General features: G+C 65.6%; 18 protein-coding genes. 12 read left to right on the forward strand and 6 right to left on the reverse strand.

What is annotated here, in order from left to right:
* Nucleotides 1-103: 103 nt before the first annotated feature.
* From GC121_RS04290 to GC121_RS04300, 3 genes are read left to right on the forward strand one after another with little or no spacing between them, the layout of a single operon-like run.
* The gene (locus GC121_RS04290; protein WP_151972922.1) at nucleotides 104-1,051 is read left to right on the forward strand and encodes a 50S ribosomal protein L11 methyltransferase; all 948 of its coding nucleotides are present in this window, start codon (nucleotides 104-106) and stop codon (nucleotides 1,049-1,051) included.
* Nucleotides 1,048-1,893 carry a hypothetical protein gene (locus tag GC121_RS04295; protein ID WP_151972923.1) on the forward strand — a complete coding sequence of 282 codons (846 nt, stop codon included), beginning with the start codon at nucleotides 1,048-1,050 and terminating at the stop codon, nucleotides 1,891-1,893. Before GC121_RS04290 ends, GC121_RS04295 begins: the two co-directional genes overlap by 4 nt.
* Before the next feature lie 10 nt (nucleotides 1,894-1,903).
* Complete coding sequence (locus GC121_RS04300) at nucleotides 1,904-2,182, forward strand: PqqD family protein (RefSeq protein WP_199857746.1); 279 nt, start codon at nucleotides 1,904-1,906, stop codon at nucleotides 2,180-2,182.
* On the opposite strand, the gene GC121_RS04305 is transcribed toward GC121_RS04300, so the two are convergent.
* On the reverse strand, nucleotides 2,172-3,314 hold the full coding sequence (locus GC121_RS04305; RefSeq protein WP_199857747.1) for a nucleotidyltransferase family protein: 1,143 nt from the start codon (nucleotides 3,312-3,314) through the stop codon (nucleotides 2,172-2,174). The genes GC121_RS04300 and GC121_RS04305 overlap by 11 nt on opposite strands.
* Before the next feature lie 124 nt (nucleotides 3,315-3,438).
* On the opposite strand from GC121_RS04305, the gene rfbA reads away from it, so the two are divergent.
* From rfbA to rfbB, 4 genes are read left to right on the forward strand one after another with little or no spacing between them, the layout of a single operon-like run.
* Nucleotides 3,439-4,326: a glucose-1-phosphate thymidylyltransferase RfbA gene (gene rfbA, locus GC121_RS04310; RefSeq protein WP_151972926.1), complete on the forward strand. Its 888-nt coding sequence runs from the start codon at nucleotides 3,439-3,441 to the stop codon at nucleotides 4,324-4,326.
* A gap of 2 nt (nucleotides 4,327-4,328) precedes the next feature.
* A complete protein-coding gene (gene rfbC, locus GC121_RS04315; protein ID WP_151972927.1) occupies nucleotides 4,329-4,874 on the forward strand; it encodes a dTDP-4-dehydrorhamnose 3,5-epimerase in 546 nt (181 codons plus the stop codon).
* Entirely contained in the window at nucleotides 4,871-5,728 is an 858-nt protein-coding gene (gene rfbD / locus GC121_RS04320; protein WP_151972928.1) for a dTDP-4-dehydrorhamnose reductase, read from the forward strand. Before rfbC ends, rfbD begins: the two co-directional genes overlap by 4 nt.
* Nucleotides 5,721-6,779 carry a dTDP-glucose 4,6-dehydratase gene (gene rfbB / locus GC121_RS04325; RefSeq protein ID WP_151972929.1) on the forward strand — a complete coding sequence of 353 codons (1,059 nt, stop codon included), beginning with the start codon at nucleotides 5,721-5,723 and terminating at the stop codon, nucleotides 6,777-6,779. Before rfbD ends, rfbB begins: the two co-directional genes overlap by 8 nt.
* Nucleotides 6,780-6,833: 54 nt before the next feature.
* Here rfbB and GC121_RS15225 read toward each other — a convergent pair whose 3' ends face one another.
* Nucleotides 6,834-7,205 (reverse strand): acyltransferase, encoded by a 372-nt coding sequence (locus GC121_RS15225; protein WP_199857943.1) that lies wholly within the window; start codon nucleotides 7,203-7,205, stop codon nucleotides 6,834-6,836.
* 55 nt (nucleotides 7,206-7,260) lie between these two features.
* Between GC121_RS15225 and GC121_RS15810 the strand changes: the two genes are divergently transcribed.
* The 4 genes from GC121_RS15810 to GC121_RS04350 are packed head-to-tail and all read left to right on the forward strand — an operon-like array spanning nucleotide 7,261 to nucleotide 11,852.
* The gene (locus GC121_RS15810) at nucleotides 7,261-7,722 is read left to right on the forward strand and encodes a DapH/DapD/GlmU-related protein (protein WP_151972931.1); all 462 of its coding nucleotides are present in this window, start codon (nucleotides 7,261-7,263) and stop codon (nucleotides 7,720-7,722) included.
* On the forward strand, nucleotides 7,715-9,025 hold the full coding sequence (locus GC121_RS04340; RefSeq protein WP_199857748.1) for a polysaccharide pyruvyl transferase family protein: 1,311 nt from the start codon (nucleotides 7,715-7,717) through the stop codon (nucleotides 9,023-9,025). The genes GC121_RS15810 and GC121_RS04340 overlap by 8 nt, the downstream gene beginning before the upstream one ends.
* 18 nt (nucleotides 9,026-9,043) lie before the next feature.
* On the forward strand, nucleotides 9,044-10,390 hold the full coding sequence (locus GC121_RS04345) for an O-antigen ligase (protein WP_151972933.1): 1,347 nt from the start codon (nucleotides 9,044-9,046) through the stop codon (nucleotides 10,388-10,390).
* Nucleotides 10,391-10,400: 10 nt separating this feature from the next.
* The gene (locus GC121_RS04350) at nucleotides 10,401-11,852 is read left to right on the forward strand and encodes an oligosaccharide flippase family protein (protein ID WP_199857749.1); all 1,452 of its coding nucleotides are present in this window, start codon (nucleotides 10,401-10,403) and stop codon (nucleotides 11,850-11,852) included.
* Here GC121_RS04350 and GC121_RS04355 read toward each other — a convergent pair.
* The gene (locus GC121_RS04355; protein WP_151972935.1) at nucleotides 11,849-13,849 is read right to left on the reverse strand and encodes a hypothetical protein; all 2,001 of its coding nucleotides are present in this window, start codon (nucleotides 13,847-13,849) and stop codon (nucleotides 11,849-11,851) included. The two genes, GC121_RS04350 and GC121_RS04355, sit on opposite strands and share 4 nt — an antisense overlap.
* Entirely contained in the window at nucleotides 13,846-14,115 is a 270-nt protein-coding gene (locus tag GC121_RS04360; RefSeq protein ID WP_151972936.1) for a hypothetical protein, read from the reverse strand. Before GC121_RS04360 ends, GC121_RS04355 begins: the two co-directional genes overlap by 4 nt.
* 121 nt (nucleotides 14,116-14,236) lie before the next feature.
* Between GC121_RS04360 and GC121_RS04365 the strand changes: the two genes are divergently transcribed.
* Nucleotides 14,237-15,154, forward strand: a complete 918-nt coding sequence (locus GC121_RS04365; protein WP_151972937.1) for a glycosyltransferase family 2 protein — start codon at nucleotides 14,237-14,239, stop codon at nucleotides 15,152-15,154.
* Here GC121_RS04365 and GC121_RS04370 read toward each other — a convergent pair.
* A complete protein-coding gene (locus tag GC121_RS04370) occupies nucleotides 15,151-16,356 on the reverse strand; it encodes a glycosyltransferase (protein ID WP_151972938.1) in 1,206 nt (401 codons plus the stop codon). The genes GC121_RS04365 and GC121_RS04370 overlap by 4 nt on opposite strands.
* A 26-nt stretch (nucleotides 16,357-16,382) precedes the next feature.
* On the reverse strand, nucleotides 16,383-18,596 hold the full coding sequence (locus GC121_RS04375; RefSeq protein ID WP_151972939.1) for a polysaccharide biosynthesis tyrosine autokinase: 2,214 nt from the start codon (nucleotides 18,594-18,596) through the stop codon (nucleotides 16,383-16,385).
* Nucleotides 18,597-18,600 lie beyond the last annotated feature (4 nt).

Raw genomic sequence — 18,600 nt, forward strand, 5'->3', positions numbered from 1 at the left:
CTCTGGGTGCGGGCAAGAAAGCTGACAAGAGAGCGCCTGCGGGCGCTCTTTTTGTTGGCCCGGTCTGTTCCTCGCACCGGCATTGTGCAAAGAACGCATCGCCATGCCCTCGGTGCTCAACGAACATTACCGCTATCTTACGCTGGCAAAGCGCAACGCCGCCTATGCGCGTGCGCTGGGCGAGGTGGTGCAACCGGGCGACGTGGTGGCCGATCTGGGCAGCGGGTTCGGCATATTGGGCATGCTCGCACTGGAAGCCGGGGCAAAGCACTGTCACGGCATAGACCAGACCGCCGCCATCGAAATCGCCCGCGAGACCATGCGGCGCGAAGGGCTGGCAGACCGCTTCACCGCCATGCGCGGCTCCACCTTCGAGACCGATTTGCCCACGCCCGTAGACCTGCTGGTGTGCGACCATATCGGCTATTTCGGCTTCGATTACGGGATCATCGCGATGCTCGCCGATGCGCGCAAACGGATGCTGAAAGCGGGCGGGCGGATCATGCCGCAAAGCATGGATATGCATATCGCGCTCGCCGAAAGCCCGTTCTTGCGCGACAAGGCGGCGCGCTGGGACGTGCCCGGAATGCCGCCTGCCTTTGGCTGGCTGCGCGAATATGAAGCCAATGCGATCCACTCGCACCGCTTTCCCGCAGAAGCGATGCTCAGCGGCCCTGCGACCATCGCCACCGTCGATTTCCGCGAGGATGCCCCCGACCTCTTTACTTTCAAGGACACGCTGACCGCCACGCGCGACGGGGTGGTGGACGGGATTTGCGGCTTTTTCGCCGCGGCGCTCTGCGACACGGTCAGTATGACCAACAGCCCGTTTGCTGCCGACGCTATCGGGCGGGCCAATGCCTTTTTGCCATGCCGCACGCCCTTTGCCGTGCGCGCAGGCGATGCCATCGCGGTGAGCCTTTCGATCCGCCATGATCCGCGCATCGTCAACTGGACGATCACGCCTCCCGAAGGTGGAGAGAAGCAGGCAATGTCGACCTGGCATTCGCAGATCCTCTCCAGCGAAGGGCTGGGCATGGCCGGGGCATGAGCGACGGATACGCGCTGGCCGATGCGCGCGGGCAGGATGTGCTGGCGGCCCTGCCCTATGACCGCTGGATCGCGGCGAGCGGCGAAGTCATGGCAGAGTTCCACCGTGACCCGGCGGGCTTTCGCGTGCGCTTTCCCGGCAATGCCGACTTCGTGGTCGCGGCGGAGACGCTGGCGGTCCGCTGCGAACCCGTGCCCGGTACGGCGCGGGCCGATTGCGATACTCTGTGGCACAATGCGATTGTCCCGCTGCTCGACAATCATCGCGGCGCGGTCAGCCTCCACGGCGCGGCCTGCCTGATGGGCGACAAAGCCGTCGGTTTTGTCGGCGCATCGCGGCAGGGCAAGACGACGCTGGCCGCCGCCTGCGCGCTAGCGGGGCATCCGTTTCTGGCGGAGGATGCCATCCGGCTGGAAGGCAACGCCGCGCCTTACCGCGTGCTGCCGGCACGGCCGCTGCTGCGGCTGTTTGCGGATAGCGCGGCGCGGCTGTTGCCCGATGCTGGCGGCGCGCCGGAAGGCACGGACAAGCTAGACCTCGCCGCGTCGCACCGCTTACCGCACCACGCACACCCCGCCGGTCTGCGCGCGATTTACCTGCTGGGCGAGAATCGCGAAGGCCCGCCCGCCTTCACCCGCCTCGGCCAGCAGGCGGCGCTCGCCGAACTGATGCGCCATGCCTTTATCCTCGATATCGAGGACAAGCCGCGCCTCGCCGCGCATTTTGACCGGCTGGCGCGACTGGCGGGGACTGTGCCGATGATCCGCCTCGATTATCCGAGGCGATTTGATTGCCTAAGCAATGTCGTCGAACGGCTGGCGGAAGATGCGGCGAGCCGCTAGAATACAGCGCATGGCCGACACTCCAAGCATCGCCGTCAAGGACACGATCGTCGCCCGCGAAGTTGGCGGAGAAATGGTACTGCTCGATCTCGAAGCGGGCACCTATTTCGGGCTCAACGCGGTAGGTGCGCGGATCTGGGCGGCGTTGGGAGAAGCACCGCAAACGCAGGCCGCCCTCACCACATTGATTGCTGCCGAATTCGATGCGGAGGAGGCGGTGATCGCGCAGGATATCGCCGCGCTGCTTGCCGATTTGCAGACCAACGGGCTGGTAGACATCACCGCCTAGGAACAAGCCGCCGCCACAGCGCGCTGCCGATCCTGCGCAAGCGCAAGGCGGTGAGCGGCCAGCGCGCCATGCCGGGATATTTGTCGCTGAGAAAGGCACGACTGGGCAGCAGCGCGGCGCGCAGCACCTCCTTGCGCTGCGCCCAGCCATCCGCATTGGCCCAATTCGCGCGCAGATGCTCCCAGCCGTCCTTGTGGAAGACAAAGCGGTCGATCGCCCCGCCGTCACCCGCAGCCCGCAGCATCGCTAGAATTTGGGCTGGCACCGGGGCGGCGAAATCGTGCTGCGCTGCCTCTATCGCTCGCAGAGCGACCAGAGCGGCCCCGCGCTCCATCGCCAGCTGCGCCAGCGCGCGCCACGCCTCCTCGTCAAAGGCATTCGCCTGCAACGCCGTGCCGTAAGACCATGCGAGGCGGCACGAACCGCGCCGGTACGCGCCTTCCACCAGATAACCCGATCGCGCGTGCAGCGCCTGGTTGAGCGCATCATTGAGGAACGTGCGCAGCGGATCGGTGGCGCGCGCCGTGGGCGAAAGGCGCGGCAGCGGCACCGCATGCGCCAGCGCTTCGGCGGGCGAAAACAGCGTTGCTGCCGCCGGAGCCGAGGCGCTATGCCAGTGCAGATCGAACTGGTGTGCAAAGCCGCTGGCTGTCTTGTCCAGCCAGATCTCCTGCATCGTGCCCGGCAGATCGAGTGTCAGCCCGAGCGACGCGAGCACATTGCGCGCCGCCGCCGCTTGCCCGGGCGTCACCAGCAGATCGCTATCCCCGCGCCGCCGCAGCGCGGGATCGGGATAGACGCTGTAGGCGAGCGCGCTGCCCTTGGTCACCAGCACCTCAACGCCGCCCGCCGCCAGTGCATCGAGAACGCGGACGAGGCGCGCCTTGTGCGAGGCTTCCCACAGCGCCTGCAAGCGCGCTTCCTCCAGCAGCCGCGCGCGCAGAGCATCCGGCCAATCGGCGCAGCTGTTCCCCGCCTCGACAATCGCCAGCGCGCAGCCGTGAAAGGCAATGGCCTGCCAAGCAGCCTCGCTTTGGCCATCGTCCCAAGCGGGAAAGGGCCAAGGAGCCTCTCCCACCATTGCCCTCGCCAGAAAGCTGCGAAGCTCGGTCTCGCCGAAATCGTCAGTCACGGGCGCGCTTTGCTGCATCACCCAACCGATTGCGCGCGCCGCCCTGCGCTGTCAAATCTCCGCATCGGGTAACCTTCCCAGATTGTGTTTGACCCTCCCCGCCCGCGCTGCGATGGATTCGCCCATGGCGAGCCAAGCGCGCAAGGGCATTATTCTGGCAGGCGGGAGCGGGAAGCGGCTCTATCCGCTGACGCGCGGGCTCTCCAAACAGCTGATGCCGGTGTTCGACAAGCCGATGATTTACTATCCGCTCAGCACGCTTATGCTGGCGGGCATTCGCGACATCCTCGTCATCACGTCCCCCGAAGACCAGGCGCAATTCCGGGCGATGCTTGGCGACGGATCGGATTTCGGCGTGGCGCTCTCTTACGCCGTCCAGCCAAAGCCCGAGGGGCTGGCGCAGGCCTTCCATATCGGCGCGAATTTCGTCGCGGGCGAGCCGAGCGCGCTCGTTTTGGGGGACAATATTTTCTACGGCCACGGCCTTGCGGGATTGCTGCAAAATGCCTCGGCGCAAGCGGCGGGCGGCACGGTGTTCGCTTACCGTGTGAGCAATCCTTCCGCCTATGGCGTGGTGGAGTTTGACGCAGAAGGACGCGCGCGTTCCATCGAGGAAAAGCCCGCCGCCCCGAAGTCTTCCTACGCGGTCACTGGCCTCTATTTCTATGACGACACGGTGGTCGAGCGCGCCCGTGCGCTTGTGCCCAGCGCGCGCGGAGAGCTGGAAATTACCGATCTCAACCGCTCCTATCTGGCAGATGGGGCGCTGTCGTTGGAGATCATGGGGCGCGGTTTTGCCTGGCTCGACACCGGCACCCACGCCTCGCTGCTCGATGCCGCCAGCTATGTGCGGATTACCGAGGAGCGGCAGGGGCTGAAGATCTGCTGCCCCGAAGAAATCGCGTGGCGGCAGGGCTTTATCGACGATGCGCAATTGGAAGCGATTGCCGCACCGCTTCGCTCGTCGGGCTATGGCGAATATCTGCTGGCGCTGCTGGCCGAGGGGCGCTGACAATGCAGGTGATCCCGACCGCGCTGGACGGCCCGCTGATTATCGAGCCAAAAGTGCACGGCGATGATCGCGGGTTCTTACTCGAAAGCTGGAATGCGCAGGCCTTTTCAGAGGCCGGGCTCGATATCGCTTTCGTTCAGGACAACCATTCCCGCTCGGACAAGGGGGTGCTGCGCGGCCTGCATTTCCAGCAGCCGCAGCCGCAGGGCAAGCTGGTGCGCGTGGTCAGCGGCGCGGTGTTGGACGTGGCGGTTGATCTGCGGCGCTCTTCGGCGACATTCGGCCAATGGATCGGCGTGGAGCTTTCCGCGGCGAACAAGCGGATGCTGTGGGTGCCGCACGGCTTTGCGCATGGCTTCCTGACTTTGGCAGACGGCACCGATGTCCTCTACAAATGCGATGCGCCCTATGCGCCAGAGCATGAGCAGGTGCTTGCCTGGGATGATCCCGATCTCGGCATCGAATGGCCGCTCGAAGGGCTGGAGCCGCGCCTCTCCGACCGTGACCGCGCGGGCCGCGCGCTAACGGACACCGGGGGTTTCGCGTGAAGGTTCTGGTTCTGGGGGCCACGGGTCAAGCCGGCAGCGCGCTCATGCAAACAGCGCCTGCCGGTGTGGAAGTGCAAGGCGCGGGCCGGGCCGAGTGCGACCTGACGGACGAGGTCGCACTCGAAGCCTTCATCGCGGCACAGCAGCCCGACCTCATTATCAACGCCGCCGCCTACACCGCCGTTGATGCAGCCGAGAGCGATGCCGATACTTGCTATGCCATCAACCGCGATGCTGTTGGCAGCTTGGCTCATGCGATGAACAGGAGCGGGGGCAGGCTGGTGCACCTTTCTACCGACTATGTCTTCGATGGCCAATCAAGCCGCCCCTATCTGCCTGACGATCACCGGCACGCACTTGGTGTCTATGGCAAGTCGAAAGCGGCGGGCGAAGACGCGCTGGGCGCAGATGATCTCCTCATCCGCACATCATGGGTCTATTCCGCAGGCCACTCCAATTTCGTCACGACCATGCTGCGGCTGATGCGTGAGCGCGACGAAGTGCGCGTCGTTGCCGACCAGATCGGCGCGCCGACATGGGCGATGAGCCTCGCCAACACGATCTGGAAACTCGTTGAAGCGGGCGCGAGCGGCACCTTTCACCACTGCGACGCGGGCGTTGCCAGCTGGTACGATTTTGCCGTCGCCATTCAGGAGGAAGCGCGCGCGATGGGCCTGCTGGAGACAAGCGTGCCGATCATCCCGATCCGCACGAGCGACTATCCCACTCCCGCCCCGCGCCCTGCATTTGCGCTGCTCGATTGTGCGAAAACCCGCGCCTTGCTCGGCGACGGGCACACGCATTGGCGCACGAACCTTTGGCATATGCTGCGCGCGGAGAAATACCGTGGCTAACCTTCTCGTCACCGGCGGCGCGGGGTTTATCGGCGGCAATTTCGTGCATTACTGGTCGCGCGAGAAGCCCGGTGACACGATCATTGTGCTCGACGCGCTCACCTATGCGGGCAATGCTGCAACCATCGCCGGGGTGGAGCAGGCCGAGCTGGTGGTGGGCGACATTTGCGACACCGTGCTAGTCGAGAAACTGCTGCACGAGCGCGAAATCGACACGCTCGTCCATTTCGCCGCCGAAAGCCATGTCGACCGCTCGATCAGCGGCCCGGATGCTTTTATCGCCGCCAATATCGTGGGTACCCACTCGCTGCTCAAGGCCGCGCAGGCGGTGTGGCTGGATAGCGGTTCGGGCAAGCCGCACCGCTTCCACCATATCTCGACCGACGAGGTTTACGGCTCGCTCGGCCCCGATGATCCCGCCTTTTGCGAGACAACGCCCTACGCCCCCAATTCGCCCTATGCGGCGAGCAAGGCCGCGTCCGACCATTTGGTGCGCGCATGGCACCACACCTTCGGGCTGCAGGTGACGACCAGCAATTGCTCGAACAATTTCGGGCCGTATCAACATCCCGAAAAGCTAATCCCGTTGTTCTTGCTCAATGCGCTGCATGGCCGCGCGCTGCCGATCTATGGTGACGGGATGAATGTGCGCGACTGGCTTTTCGTCACCGACCATTGCCGCGCGCTGGCCGCTTGCCTTGAACGCGGCGTGCTAGGCGAAGTCTATGCTATCGGCGGCGGGGCGGAATTGCCTAATATGGCAGTAGTGGACGCGATTTGCGCGCTGGTGGATACGGCCTTTGCCGCAGACCCAACGCTCGCCGCGCGCTTCCCCGATGCGCCCGCAGCAAAAGGCCAGCCGACCGCTTCGCTCAAACGCTTTGTGGAAGACCGCAAGGGCCATGACCGGCGCTATGCCATCGACGCGCACAAGGCGGCAGCCGAACTCGGTTTCACCCCCGCCCACGGTTTCGAAAGCGCGCTGAGGCAGACTTTGCGGTGGTATCTGGCTAATGCAGGCTGGTGGCGGCCCTTGCTGCCAGAGGCCTAACAGCGCGGAGAACGGCTCGTGCAGCGCATTCACCGGCACAAAGTCGCAAACCGGTCAGGCGGCCACAACCTTCGCCGGATTGCCGCGCACCCGCGTGCCCGGGGCGACATCCGCCGTCACAATCGCGCCGGGATCGACAATCGCGCCCGCGCCCACCCGCACGCCGGGCATCACAATCGCACGAATGCCGATGCGCGCGCCTTCCTCCACATAGGTATCGAGATAGAGCCCGCGCGACATATCATGCGCAAGGATGACCGCGTAATCCTCCACCACCGCGCCTGCCGCGATGTGGATACCCTTGGGCCAGGTGCGGTCGATATGCGCAGTCGCGGCAATGCGCGCTGCAGGGTGGATATCCTGCCGCCAGACCCAGCGGCGCAGCAGCTTTTGCAGGCTGAGATAGGGTGATGCAGGGCCGAGCATCTGCCTGCGATATGCCCTTGGCCTGCGCGCTGCAAGCAGGCGGGGACGCATAGCCATGGCGAGCTTGCGGAATCTGCGCGGACTGCGGAAAATCCTGCTGTCGATGCGGCGGCTATACCTTGGCTGGCGGCACGGGATTGTGATCGCGCCGGGCACGCAAGTCTCCCTCTCGGCGCGCTTTTTTCCGGCGGGTCGTGGTTCGATCCGCATCGGCACGCACAGCCTTGTCGCCTTCCACACCGTGGTGATGGCGCGCGAGGGTGCCGTGACGCAGATCGGCGCGAATTGCTTTATCGGCGGCGGCGCGATGATCCTTCCCGGCGTGCGTATAGGCGACAATGCGATTGTCGGCGCGGGCGCGGTGGTTTTCGACGATGTTCCGCCGCGCGCCATGGTGCTGGGAAATCCGGCGCGCGTAGTGCGCACCGATCTGCAAACCGGTGCCTTTGGTCGTCTGCCAGAGGCCGATGCCAACACCCAGCGCTATTATCATGCAGCGGACACGGCAGATGGCTGAGCCCGCCCCGCGATCCACGCCACGGTTCGGCCTGATCGGCACTTTCGATGTGGAGAATTACGGCGATTGCCTGTTCGCGCACGTCTATGCGCATTTGCTGCGCGGGCATTTCCCGGAGGCGGAGATCAAGCTGTATTCGCCCTTTGCGCGGGCAGCGGAGATTCTCGATTTCGCGCCGGTGCACGCGCTGCCCGCAACGCTCGGTGAACGTCCCATCGCGGCGGATGCATTGATCCAGACCGGCGGGGAGACGCTTGCGGTGGGGCATTCCTCGGGGACTTACCTGCTGCCCGATAAGACGCTCAGCCACTATCTGCGGATGTGGCTTGCGCCCACCGTGTGGAACGGGCGCGGCGCGGCGCGCTTTTTCGCGCATGGAGTGGGGGTGCCACCGACGCTGGCGCAAGGGCTCGGGCCAACCGCGCGGGTGCTGCACAGTGCGGAGCGGGTGCGCGCACGCGACGCGGTCTCGGCGCAGCATCTCGGCTGCGAAGTCGCGGTCGATCCGGTCTTCCTGCTCGCCGATGTGCTTGCAGCAGACCAATGGCAAGAACGGGCACGGCGCGCTTTGCCAGCGGGAGCAAGGCCGGGTGATTACATCGTCTGCCATATCTCGCCGCCCTATGCCGAGGGGCAGGATGCGGTGTGGCTGGAGCAAGTCATCGCGCTGCTCCGGCGCACGGGCGGCACGGCGTTGCTGCTGCCCGTCTGCCATTTTCTGGGCGATCATGCGTATTTGCAGCTCGCCGCGAAGGCCATCGCCCGCCGCGCGCCCGATCTGGCAGGGCGGGTAATCGCACCTGAGGCCAATCTGCGCCCCGTGCTTGATACCGCCGCGATCATTGCCGCTTCGGCAGGGGTGGTCACCTCCTCGCTCCACGCTGCGGTGACGGCGGCCGCGTTTGGCCTGCCGCTGGCGGTCTATCCGGGTCGCGGCGGAGCGCATGGCAAGCATAGCCAGACGCTGCTGGCCGCTGGGGTAACGGACGGGATTGCGCTCACCATCGGCGATCTCGACAACACCTTCGCCGCCTCGCAGGCGAGCGACCGCTTGGCGCAGACTTCCATCGCCCGGCAGCGGGCGAAGGAGGGCTTCGATGCGCTTTGCGCCGCCATCTCCGGCGATGCGCGGACGACCGGCCCTGTGGCAGAGGCCGATCTCGCCGAACTGATCCGGCTCGATCGCGTGGCGATGACGCCCGCCGCAAGCGCGCGGCGCGCCTTGCGGCGGATCGCGCACCGCTTCCCGCACTTGCGGGCAGCGCGCTTGCGCCATTCCTTCGCGCGGCGATTGGCTGTATGAGCGGGCCGAGGTTTCCAATTGCACGCAGCCACCCTTCCTGATCCCTATCGCCCTGAAAGCGGGCAGGAAGCGCAAGTACCCGCTGGCGCTGTACTAGGCGCGTGGCAGCGCATTCTGCCCGCCGTCATCCTGATCTATTCGGTAATGCTGTTTTCGCCCGAGGTGCGGATTTCCGCCGCCGGGCTCAATATCTATTCCTACCGCATGGCGATCCTGCCGCTCCTGGCGGTTGTGGTGCTGCGCTATCTGCGCGGCCATACGCGCTGGAGCCTGACCGATACGCTGGTGATGCTCGCCGCCATCTGGATGCTGGCCTCCTTCACCGTGCATTTCGGTGTGGGCGACGGGCTGGTGCGGGCAGGCGCGCTGGTGGTGGATTTTGCCGGAGCCTATTTTGTCGCGCGGATATCGCTGGGGCAAATGGTCGATTTTCGCCGCCTGCTGGTGGCCATCGCGCCCGGCCTTGCCGTGGCAGGCGCGCTGATGACGTTGGAAAGCGTCACCCACCGCTTGCTGGTGCGGCCGTTCTGGCGGGAGATTTTCGGGCCGTTGCCCGAATATTTCGCCGGTGAAGCGGTGGCCGATCTGGTTTACCAGAACGAGATCCGCCTTGGTTTGTTGCGCAGCTATTCGGTGTTCTCGCACCCCATTCTGGGCGGCGCGGTGCTGATCAGCGCCTTCCCGCTCTTCCTGTTTGCCGGGCTTCGCGGCTGGCCGAAGCTGGCCGGGCTGGGCGCGGCGCTGGCGGGCTTCTTCTCGCTTTCCTCCGCCGCCATTCTGGGACTGTTTCTGGTGCTGGGACTGGCAGCGCTGGAATATCTGAAGCGCAGCATTGCCCGGCTGCGCTGGTCCGCCATGGCCGCGATCGGCCTCGTGCTGCTGCTGGCTGCGCAGCTGTCTACGGCGAACGGGATTGTTGCCGCGCTGTCCCCGTTCACGATCAATCCGGCAACTGCCTATATCCGCCGCGTCCAGTGGCAATATGGCCTCGACGCGGTCGAGCGGCAACCGGTGTTCGGCTATGGCTACGGGCTGATCGAGCGCGCCGCGTGGATGACCGACAGCATCGACGCGCACTTCCTTGTACTGGCGATCCGTCACGGCATTCTGGTGCCGCTGCTGCTGCTGGTGGCGATGATCGGCGTGATGGTAACAGCGGGCCTGCGCGCCGGGCGCGAAGCGGAGCATCGCAGCCTGCTGGTCGGGTATAATTTCTGCCTGTTCACCCTGATCTTCGTCGGCATGACGGTGACCTATTTCGGCGAATCGCAAATCTGGCTGATGTTCATTCTCGGCCTTGGCGCATCGCTTGTCGCGGTGCCGGCTCTGCCTGCGCCGCCTGCGCTGCCTGCGCGGGACGGGTAAACCCGCCGCCGTGACCATTGCCCGCAACAGTTTGTATTCGGCTCTCGGCGCGGGGCTGCCGCTGCTGGTGACCATCATAACTCTGCCGCTGCTGATCGGCCAGATCGGGCTCGAGAGGTACGGCGTGCTGGCGATTGCCTGGCTCATCCTTGTTTTTGCCGGGCAAGCCGATTTCGGCCTTGGCTATGCGATCACCCAGCGCATCGCGGGCGGCAAAGATGGCGCGCCGCCCGACATTGCCGTTACCGGCTTTGTCCTCGCGCTTGGCGCGGGACTGCTTACCGGGCTGGCCGGCGCGCTGCTTGCCTATCTCTTCTTTGCCCACGGCATGGCGTTGTCACCCGCTTTGCAGGCCGAGGTGCTGCACGCGGTGTGGATGATCGGCGCGGCGACATTGTGCGTCACGCTGTTCGGCTGGGCCATCGGCTGCCTTGCGGGGGAGGAGCGCTTCGGCGCGGTCTCGCTGCACACGCTGGTGACCAATAGCGGCCTGCAATTGCTGCCGCTCGCCGCTGCTTTCCTCATCGCGCCCGATCTTGCCACTTTGCTTGCCGCGACACTGCTCGCGCGCCTTGCCGGACTGGTGCTGGCGACGCTGTCGGTCTGGCGCGCCATGCTGCGCGAAAGCGGCGGCACTTTCTCGCGCGCCATTGCCGCCAAGCTGCTCGATTTCGGGCGCTGGATCATGCTGTCGACCATCACCAGACCGGTGATCACCATGGCGGACCGCTTCCTGATCGGCGTGCAATTGGGCGCGGTGGCGGTCGCTGCCTATAGCGTGCCGTACCAGATCGCCAGCCGCACCCAGCTGGTGCCGCAAGCGGTGATCCGCGTGCTGTTCCCGCGCTTTTCCGCGCTCTCGCCAGAGGACGCGCTGGCGACGGCGCGCAAGGCGGTGGTGATGCTCGCCAATATTTCCGCGCCCTTCATGCTGGTGCTGATCTGCCTTGCCGATCCGCTGCTGCGGGCGTGGCTGGGGAGCGAGCTTGACGAACGCTCGATATTGCTCGCCCGCGTGCTGCTGGCGGCGTTCTGGCTGAGCGGCGTGTCGGTGCTAGCGGCGACATTTATTCAAGCACGGGGCGAGCCGCGCTTCACCGCGCTGTGGCATTTGGTGCAAGTGCCACTGTTTGTCGCCGCGCTGTATTTCGTCGCGCCCGTCTGGGGGCTGGCGGGCTTCGCGCTGGTGTTCCTGCTGCGCACCGTGATCGACGCGGGCGTGTTGATGGCGAAAGCAGGGCTGGCCACTGCGCCAGTGTTGCTGCGGCTGGCCCCGCCCGCCTTCGCCATTACCGCTGCGATGGCGGCGCACAGCCTGCTGACGGGATGGGAGATTTCGCTCGCCGCCGCCGCAATCGGGGGCGCGGGCAGCGCAGTGATCGCGCATTTCGCCAGCCCGCGCGACTATCGCGACCGGCTCTACGCGCTCCTGCGACTGCGCCGCCCTGTCTTCAGTCGCTAGGCCGCGACCGCACCTTTCGCAGCCAGCGCGCCACGCTTGCGGCGCCCCTGCGCCGTCCGCACCACGGCTGGCACCGGCGTCGCCAGCAAATCGCCGCGGGGCGCGAAATCGCCTGCCGCAGCGTCGGCATAGAGCGTCATCGCATCCCCGCCCGCCGTGCTGGCCGTATCCGCAGACTTACCCGCCTCCACCGCGTGCACATGGTTGTTCGCCATCGCCAGTGCGGGGCTCGGCCCGTTCTGCCAGATCAGCGCGCGCAGCGAATTGTTCGCCACCAGACAATAGGGATCGACCGAAAGCCCCGCGCTGTTGATGCGCAAAACCTGCGTCGCCATCGTGTTATGCGCCACGACAAAATGGCTACGCGCGCCGCTCACCGCGCTGCCCAGATCGCTCGAATTGGGCGCATCGGTCTTGTTGTGGAAGGCATTGTTGAGCACCAGCACATCGGCGAGCAATTGGCCGGGCAGGAAGAGGTTCTGCGTCACCAGATCGATGCCGATGTTGTCCGCGACCACGATGTTCTCCAGCGTCGCGGCGGTGCTGACCTGGCACCAGTCTGCATGGATATCGAAACTGGTATAGAGCCGCAGCGGCACCGGCCCGACGCTGCGCGGGGCAAAGGACAAGCCCTTGCCGCCATCGACGCCCAAAGCCTGCGCCGCGCGGCTATCATCGAGCACGCTCGCCTGCCAACCCGGCCGCGTATTGAGCCATGCCGCCACATCCGCCACACTATAGGCATCGTGCGCCAGAAAGGCGGCCTGGGTGGTGTTGATCTGCAGCGTCTCGGTCACCGCGCCATAAGTGATGGTGAGCAAATTGTTGCTGGAAATGGCGATGCTCGCCCCCGCTTCCAGCCCCATATAGGCCACCTCGAGCGCGGCAATCTGGTCAACATAGGCGCGGCTGTCATGGCCCAGTACACGATTGCCGACCATGCAGAAGGCATCGTTGAAAATGTCCGCCCAGCACTCGCGCACCACATTGCCGCGCGCCAGCAGGCATTTGTCGAGACTGTTATAGGTGTGGGTGAAGGTGCATTCGGTGAAATAGTGGCTCCCCCGGATCAGCCAGCCGAGGAATGTGCGCGTCGTCTTGCGCCACAGCGCATAGGCGCCGCGCGACTGGGTGAAGCGGCAGCCATCAAACCAGCAGCCGGTTAACAGCTCCAGCTCGTGCGCATTGGCAAAATCGACGGTGATATTCTCACCGCGCAGGCGCAGGAATTCGATGAAGGGGCGAAACCGCACGAAGGAACCGCCATCGAATGCCGCCGCATCGGTGGAAATGACCACCGGCGCGCTCGCTTCGATTGTGCAATAGCCTTGCGGAGCATAGGTGCCCGCAACTGCGCCCAGTTCATAGGAGCCGCCTTGGGTAATGCGCAGCAGCGGATGGCCCGCGCCTTGCGCCTTGGCATGGCTGGCGGCGGCAATGCTGGTGAAATCGCCACTGCCATCGGCGCGGATGTCGAGCACAAGGTCATGCGCGCTAGGGGCAGGGAAGACGCTGTAAGGGCCGATCACCCGCGCCTGCATAGTGGCATCGCGCGGCACCGCTTCGATATAGAGCAGCGCCTCGCCATGCGTGCCGTTGTTCGCCAGCTCGGCCCAATAGCCGAAATAGTGGACGCTCTTGCCGTTCGCATCGCGAAAGCTGTGCACGCGCGGCTCGGTCACATCCACGCTGGTGCCTTCGTAATGGAAGGTCACCTTGGCCAGCCCCATCGTGTCGAACAGGCTGCCGCCATCATTCGCCCCGGCATAAACGCCGACGGTTAGCCTGCCGGTAAACCGCTGGCGCGGCGGCACCAGCAACCGACAAGCGGGCTTCGCTGTCGTGCGCACAGGATCAAGCGGGAGCGCGGCAAAGCCGCTCCCGGGCGCTCCGGTAAAGGCGGGCGCGGGGACGAGCGCAGGCAGCGGAGCGGGCCGCGCAGCCGGTCTGCCACCGCTGGTCGAAGGGCGCACGCCCAAGCCTAAGGCAGCGCTCATGCGAGCGCCACGATATCGGCGGCGCTGGTGCCGGTCGCGCGCACCGCCACCGCGCGCACGGGCAGAATGCTGCCCGGCTGCACATCGCGGAAGGTGACATCCGCGTCATCATCCTGCGCCCGCAGCACCAAATCGCCGCCCAGCCCGACATACAGCGCCTTCGCCGCAACGGGGAATGTGCCCGTATCATCGGGCTGCACGGCAAAGCACGAGCGGGCGGGCGCAGTAACGCTGTCGCTGGCGGCGGTGTAACGGTCTTCGGGCATGGTAAGGCTCCTTCGATCAAGCAGGCCGAGCGAGTAGCGATTCGCAAAACCTGTAGGAAAGCGCGAAATGCGAACGCGCGCGGATTGTCTCGCCCTCGGAGCACTCCTAGAACGAGGGGCCATGGCCGAACTCACCGTCATTCTCGTCAGCTTCAACACGCGCCAGCTGACATTGAAGGCGCTGGAGACGCTGTTCGCAAATGCAGGCCGGGTGGCGATGGACGTGATCGTGTGGGACAATGCCTCGCATGACGGCTCAGCAGATGCGGTGGCGCAGGCCTTTCCGCAGGTGACGCTGGTGCGCAGCGCGAAGAATATCGGCTTTGGCGCGGCGCATAATGCGCTGACCGGCCGCATCACCACCGACCATCTGCTGCTGCTCAATTCGGACACCGAAACGCTGCCCGGCGCGATTGCCGCGCTTCTTGAGTTTGCCCGGACGAACCCGCAAACGGGCATTGTCGGCGGGCGGACGCTGTTTGCCGATGGCAGTCTCAATCCCAGCTCGTGCTGGAACCGGATGACGCCGTGGAGCCTGTTTTGCTCCGCCACCGGCCTCACCCGCCTTTTCCGCCATAGCGCGCTGTTCAACCCCGAAGGAATCGGCGGCTGGCTGCGTGACAGCGTGCGCGCGGTCGACATCGTGTCGGGCTGTTTCCTGCTGATCCGTACCGATTTATGGCGCGCGCTCGGCGGATTTCACCCGCGCTATTTCATGTATGGCGAGGATGCCGATCTATGTCTGCGCGCCAAGGCCATGGGCTACCAACCGATGATCACGCCGGCGGCGCAAATCGTGCATCTGGGCGGTGGTTCGGTGACCCAGCGGGAGGAGAAGATGGTGCAGCTGCTGCGCGCCAAGGCCAGCCTGATCCGCGACCATTGGAGCACGCCTGCACAGCCCCTCGGCCTCGCTCTGCTGTGGTTGTGGAGCGCCGCGCGGCGCATTGGATCGCTCGCCAGCGGGCGCGGCGACGCGGTGCTATGGCGCAATCTGTGGCAGCGGCGGCGCGAATGGCTGCGCGGCTATGGCGGCTAGCGCAGCGCCTGCCGGAGCCCGCGGGCAAACGCCTCCCCAATCCCGGCGCGGGTAAAACGTTGCGCATCAGCCGAGCTTTGCCAATCGGCCAAGGCGGCCTTCAATCGCGCTTCGTCCCGCAGCAGCCGCGCCATTCCATCGGCAATCGCGTGATGTTCGTCCGGATCGACCCGCAACGCAAAGGGCGCATCGTCGAAATAGCCATCCACCGCGCGCCCTGCCGGATAGAGAATCGGGAGGCCCGCAAACAGCGCTTCGGTAAACACCATGCCGAAACTCTCGCGCAGGCCGGGCAGCACGAAGCCGGCGGCGCGGTTCAACCGGGCGGGCAAGTCGGCGCTGGCGATGGGGCCTGCGAAACCCAGCCCCGGCACCTTGGCGAAGCGGGCGGCAAGGCTCTGCGCGAGCGCCGCGCTTCCTCCGCCGACTATCTCCAGCCGCGCCTCCTCGTCCCGCTTGGCAAGGAGCGAAAGCGCATCCGCCATCCCGCGCAGATTCTTCCAGCGATGGCCCGCGAGATGGAACACGCTCACCAAAACTTCGCCGCCCGCGCGCGGAGCGATCATGGTGTCGCACTCGAACGCACAGGGCAGAGCGATGCTTGGCCCTGTGCGCGCTCCGAGCCGGTCTTCAAGCAGCCGCAATGTCCATGGCGCGAAGGGGAAGACTACCCGCGCCTCGCGCAGGATCGCGGCAAAGCTGTGGCGCAAATCGGGGCGGGCGGCGGTAATCCGGCTGTCGGTATTGCCTTGCAGCGACAGGGCGAAGGGCACACCCAGACGCTGCGCCAGATGCCGGGCAACAATCCCTTCGATGGTGAGCTTGTGGCCGACGATCAGGTCCGGCCGCCAGTCCTTGCGCCAATGCTGGCCGAGCCGGTGCTCTAACTGGTGCTCCAGCCCCTGCGCCAGCCGCACCAGCGCGGTCTGGTGCAACACGCCTTTGGGCGGCGCGGCATAGGTGAAGGCGAGGCCCCGGTCGAAGGGCGTGGGCAGCCCGATCATCGCGTCCGCAGCGCCCGCTCCGCTCGCCAGCAAAGCCGCTTCCCGCGCCGACGGGGAGACACGGTTGAGGGAGATAACGCGGTGATCGAATTCGCCGGTGGTCAGCTCCAGCAGGCGCGCAATCGCCTGCGTCTTCTCCGGCTGGATGGGATCGGGATAATCGCCCGAAAGATGCAGGATGCGCGGTCTGTCAGCCATGGCGCAGCAGCGCAGCACGCGCCCGCCTAGCGCGCATTCCCGCCTTCGCCGTAGCGGTAATACTGGTACTGGTAGGAGTAATCCTCCCCCACATCGAGCGCGCGGAACTTCGACAGCACGCCGCCGACCACCCGCGCGCCGCCTTCGCGCAGGCGGCGGATGCTGGCGCGGGTGCGGCCCGATGCCGCGCGGTTGGCCTCGATCACCAGCAGCGTCACATCGGCATGGCGCGAAATCAGCGGCGCATCGGCAATGCCCAGCACCGGCGAGCTGTCGAGCAGGATGAGATCGTAATGCTCGCGCTGCGCGGCGATCAATTCTGCCAGCAGGCCCGAGGAAAGGACTTCGACGGGATTGTCGGGAATCCGCTCGATCGGCAGTACATCAAGCCCCGTCTGGTCATGCGGCAGCAGCGCCTCGGCCAGCGCGGCGCGGCCGTAAAGCACGGCCAACAGGCCGGTTTCCGGCTTTGTCCCGCTGAAAAGGCGCGCAAGCCGCGGGCGGCGCATATCGGTGTCGATCAGCAGCACCTTGCGCCCGACCATGGCAAACCGCCGCGCGAGCGCAATCGCTGTGGTGGTTTTGCCTTCGCCGCTTTCGCCGCTGGTGATGCTAATAACCTTGTGCCCTTCCTTCAGCACGTTGAAATCCAGCGTGGCACGGATGGCGGAATAGGCTTCGCTGACGGGGCTGAACCGGTCTTCCACCGCGTCAGCAATGGAAGCGGGATCGACATAGGGCGTTTGCCCGATGATCGGCAGGCCCACCTTCTGTTCGACATCCTGCGCCGAACGGATGCGGTCGTCGAAAATCTCGCGCAGCAGCGCAAGGCCCACGGCAAGCCCGATACCCGCCACAAGGCCCGCCAGCAGATTACGCAGCAGGTTCGGTTCAACCGGCCCGCCGGGCGCGATAGCCGGATCGATCCGGCTGATCGTGCTGGTTCCCAGATTGGCCGCCGAGGCGATCTGGTTGTAGCGATCAAGGAGGTTCGAAAGCTGGAACCGCAGCGCCTGCGCATCGCGTTCGAGCAGATTGTACTGCACCCGCTCATCCTGCTCCGCCAGTGCGGAATTGGCCGAACGTTCCAGCTCCCGCCCCAGCGCCGCCTCCTGCCGCTGTGCCACTTCGTAGGCGCTGCGGATAGAGCGGCGGATATCGGCTTCGGCGCGTGCCTTGCGCTCTTCGGTTTCGGCGATCTCGGCCACAACTTCGCGCAGATCAGGATAATCGTCGAGATAACGCTGGCGCAATTGCGCTTCCCGCGCGCGCAGCGTGGCGAGCTGTGCGGCGAGCGCCTGCACCTGCGCGTTTTGCTGCACTTCGGGCAGTTGCGCGGCGGGCAATCCCGACACCGCCTGCCAGCGTTCCTGCGCGCGGATCCGGTCGGCGCGCGCCTCGCCATAGGCCTGGTTGACGCGGGCGAGATTGCTGGCGGTGAGAGTGGGGGCAGTGCCAGCCTCACCGCTGTCGCTATCCTCGCCCGTGGCAATGCCTGGGCCGATAATCGCATTGCGCCGCGCAAAATCGATCGCCTCTCGTTCGGCTTCCTGCAAGCGGATGCGGGTGTCGGCGATCTGCTCTTCGAGAAATTCGCGGGCAAAAGCGTTGGTTTCCAGACTGCGCGCGACGTCCTGCCTGAGCAGGTTCTCGCTCAGCGAATTGGCGATGCTGGCGGCGAGCTGCGGATCGGTCGAGCGGAAGGCGAGGGTAATGACGCGCGAATCGTAAGGCACATCGGTGCTGACCCCGCCCTGCACGATCGCCGCAGCCGCGCCGCGCCGTTCGGCCAGCCACGCCTCGTCACTTTTGCCGACAGGCTGCCCGTCGCGCAGCATGTCGCCCAGCAGCGCCTCATTATCCTCCAGCCCCAAATCCTCGACCACCGCCAGCGCCATCGTGCGGCTTTCGGCAACCTCGGCAATGGTGCGCATCACTGCGCCCACTTCGTTGGCGGAGACATAGCGTTCGAGGTCTTCTCCCGTCACCGTCGCCCCGCTCGGCGGGTCATAGCGGATCGTGGTTTGCGCCTCGTAGACCGGGGTCATCAGCAAAGTCAGGATCAGCGCCAGCAAGGCGGTGAGCGCGGTGACGATCACCAGCACATAACGCTGCCGCCACAGGATGCCGCGAATCGAGGCAAAGGTGATTTCGCCAAACAGCCCGCGCCCCGTCCTTCCGGGCGCGGCCAGATAGCTGTCGAGAAAGGGCGCGCTGCCTGCGGGGTCGCTCTGTGCCATTGCG

Source organism: Erythrobacter sp. EC-HK427 (assembly GCF_902498745.1).
In the GTDB taxonomy this organism is placed as follows: domain Bacteria; phylum Pseudomonadota; class Alphaproteobacteria; order Sphingomonadales; family Sphingomonadaceae; genus Alteraurantiacibacter.

Bases quoted from the DNA above. Each gene is read 5' to 3' on its own strand.
- rfbC (WP_151972927.1), top strand. From the start codon at position 4,329: ATGCAGGTGATCCCGACCGCGCTGGACGGCCCGCTGATTATCGAGCCA.
- GC121_RS15810 (WP_151972931.1), top strand. From the start codon at position 7,261: ATGGCGAGCTTGCGGAATCTGCGCGGACTGCGGAAAATCCTGCTGTCG.
- GC121_RS04360 (WP_151972936.1), bottom strand. From the start codon at position 14,115: ATGCCCGAAGACCGTTACACCGCCGCCAGCGACAGCGTTACTGCGCCC.
- GC121_RS04300 (WP_199857746.1), top strand. From the start codon at position 1,904: ATGGCCGACACTCCAAGCATCGCCGTCAAGGACACGATCGTCGCCCGC.
- GC121_RS04370 (WP_151972938.1), bottom strand. From the start codon at position 16,356: ATGGCTGACAGACCGCGCATCCTGCATCTTTCGGGCGATTATCCCGAT.
- GC121_RS04365 (WP_151972937.1), top strand. From the start codon at position 14,237: ATGGCCGAACTCACCGTCATTCTCGTCAGCTTCAACACGCGCCAGCTG.
- GC121_RS04355 (WP_151972935.1), bottom strand. From the start codon at position 13,849: ATGAGCGCTGCCTTAGGCTTGGGCGTGCGCCCTTCGACCAGCGGTGGC.
- GC121_RS04340 (WP_199857748.1), top strand. From the start codon at position 7,715: ATGGCTGAGCCCGCCCCGCGATCCACGCCACGGTTCGGCCTGATCGGC.
- rfbA (WP_151972926.1), top strand. From the start codon at position 3,439: ATGGCGAGCCAAGCGCGCAAGGGCATTATTCTGGCAGGCGGGAGCGGG.
- GC121_RS04290 (WP_151972922.1), top strand. From the start codon at position 104: ATGCCCTCGGTGCTCAACGAACATTACCGCTATCTTACGCTGGCAAAG.
- GC121_RS04295 (WP_151972923.1), top strand. From the start codon at position 1,048: ATGAGCGACGGATACGCGCTGGCCGATGCGCGCGGGCAGGATGTGCTG.
- GC121_RS15225 (WP_199857943.1), bottom strand. From the start codon at position 7,205: ATGCTCGGCCCTGCATCACCCTATCTCAGCCTGCAAAAGCTGCTGCGC.
- GC121_RS04375 (WP_151972939.1), bottom strand. From the start codon at position 18,596: ATGGCACAGAGCGACCCCGCAGGCAGCGCGCCCTTTCTCGACAGCTAT.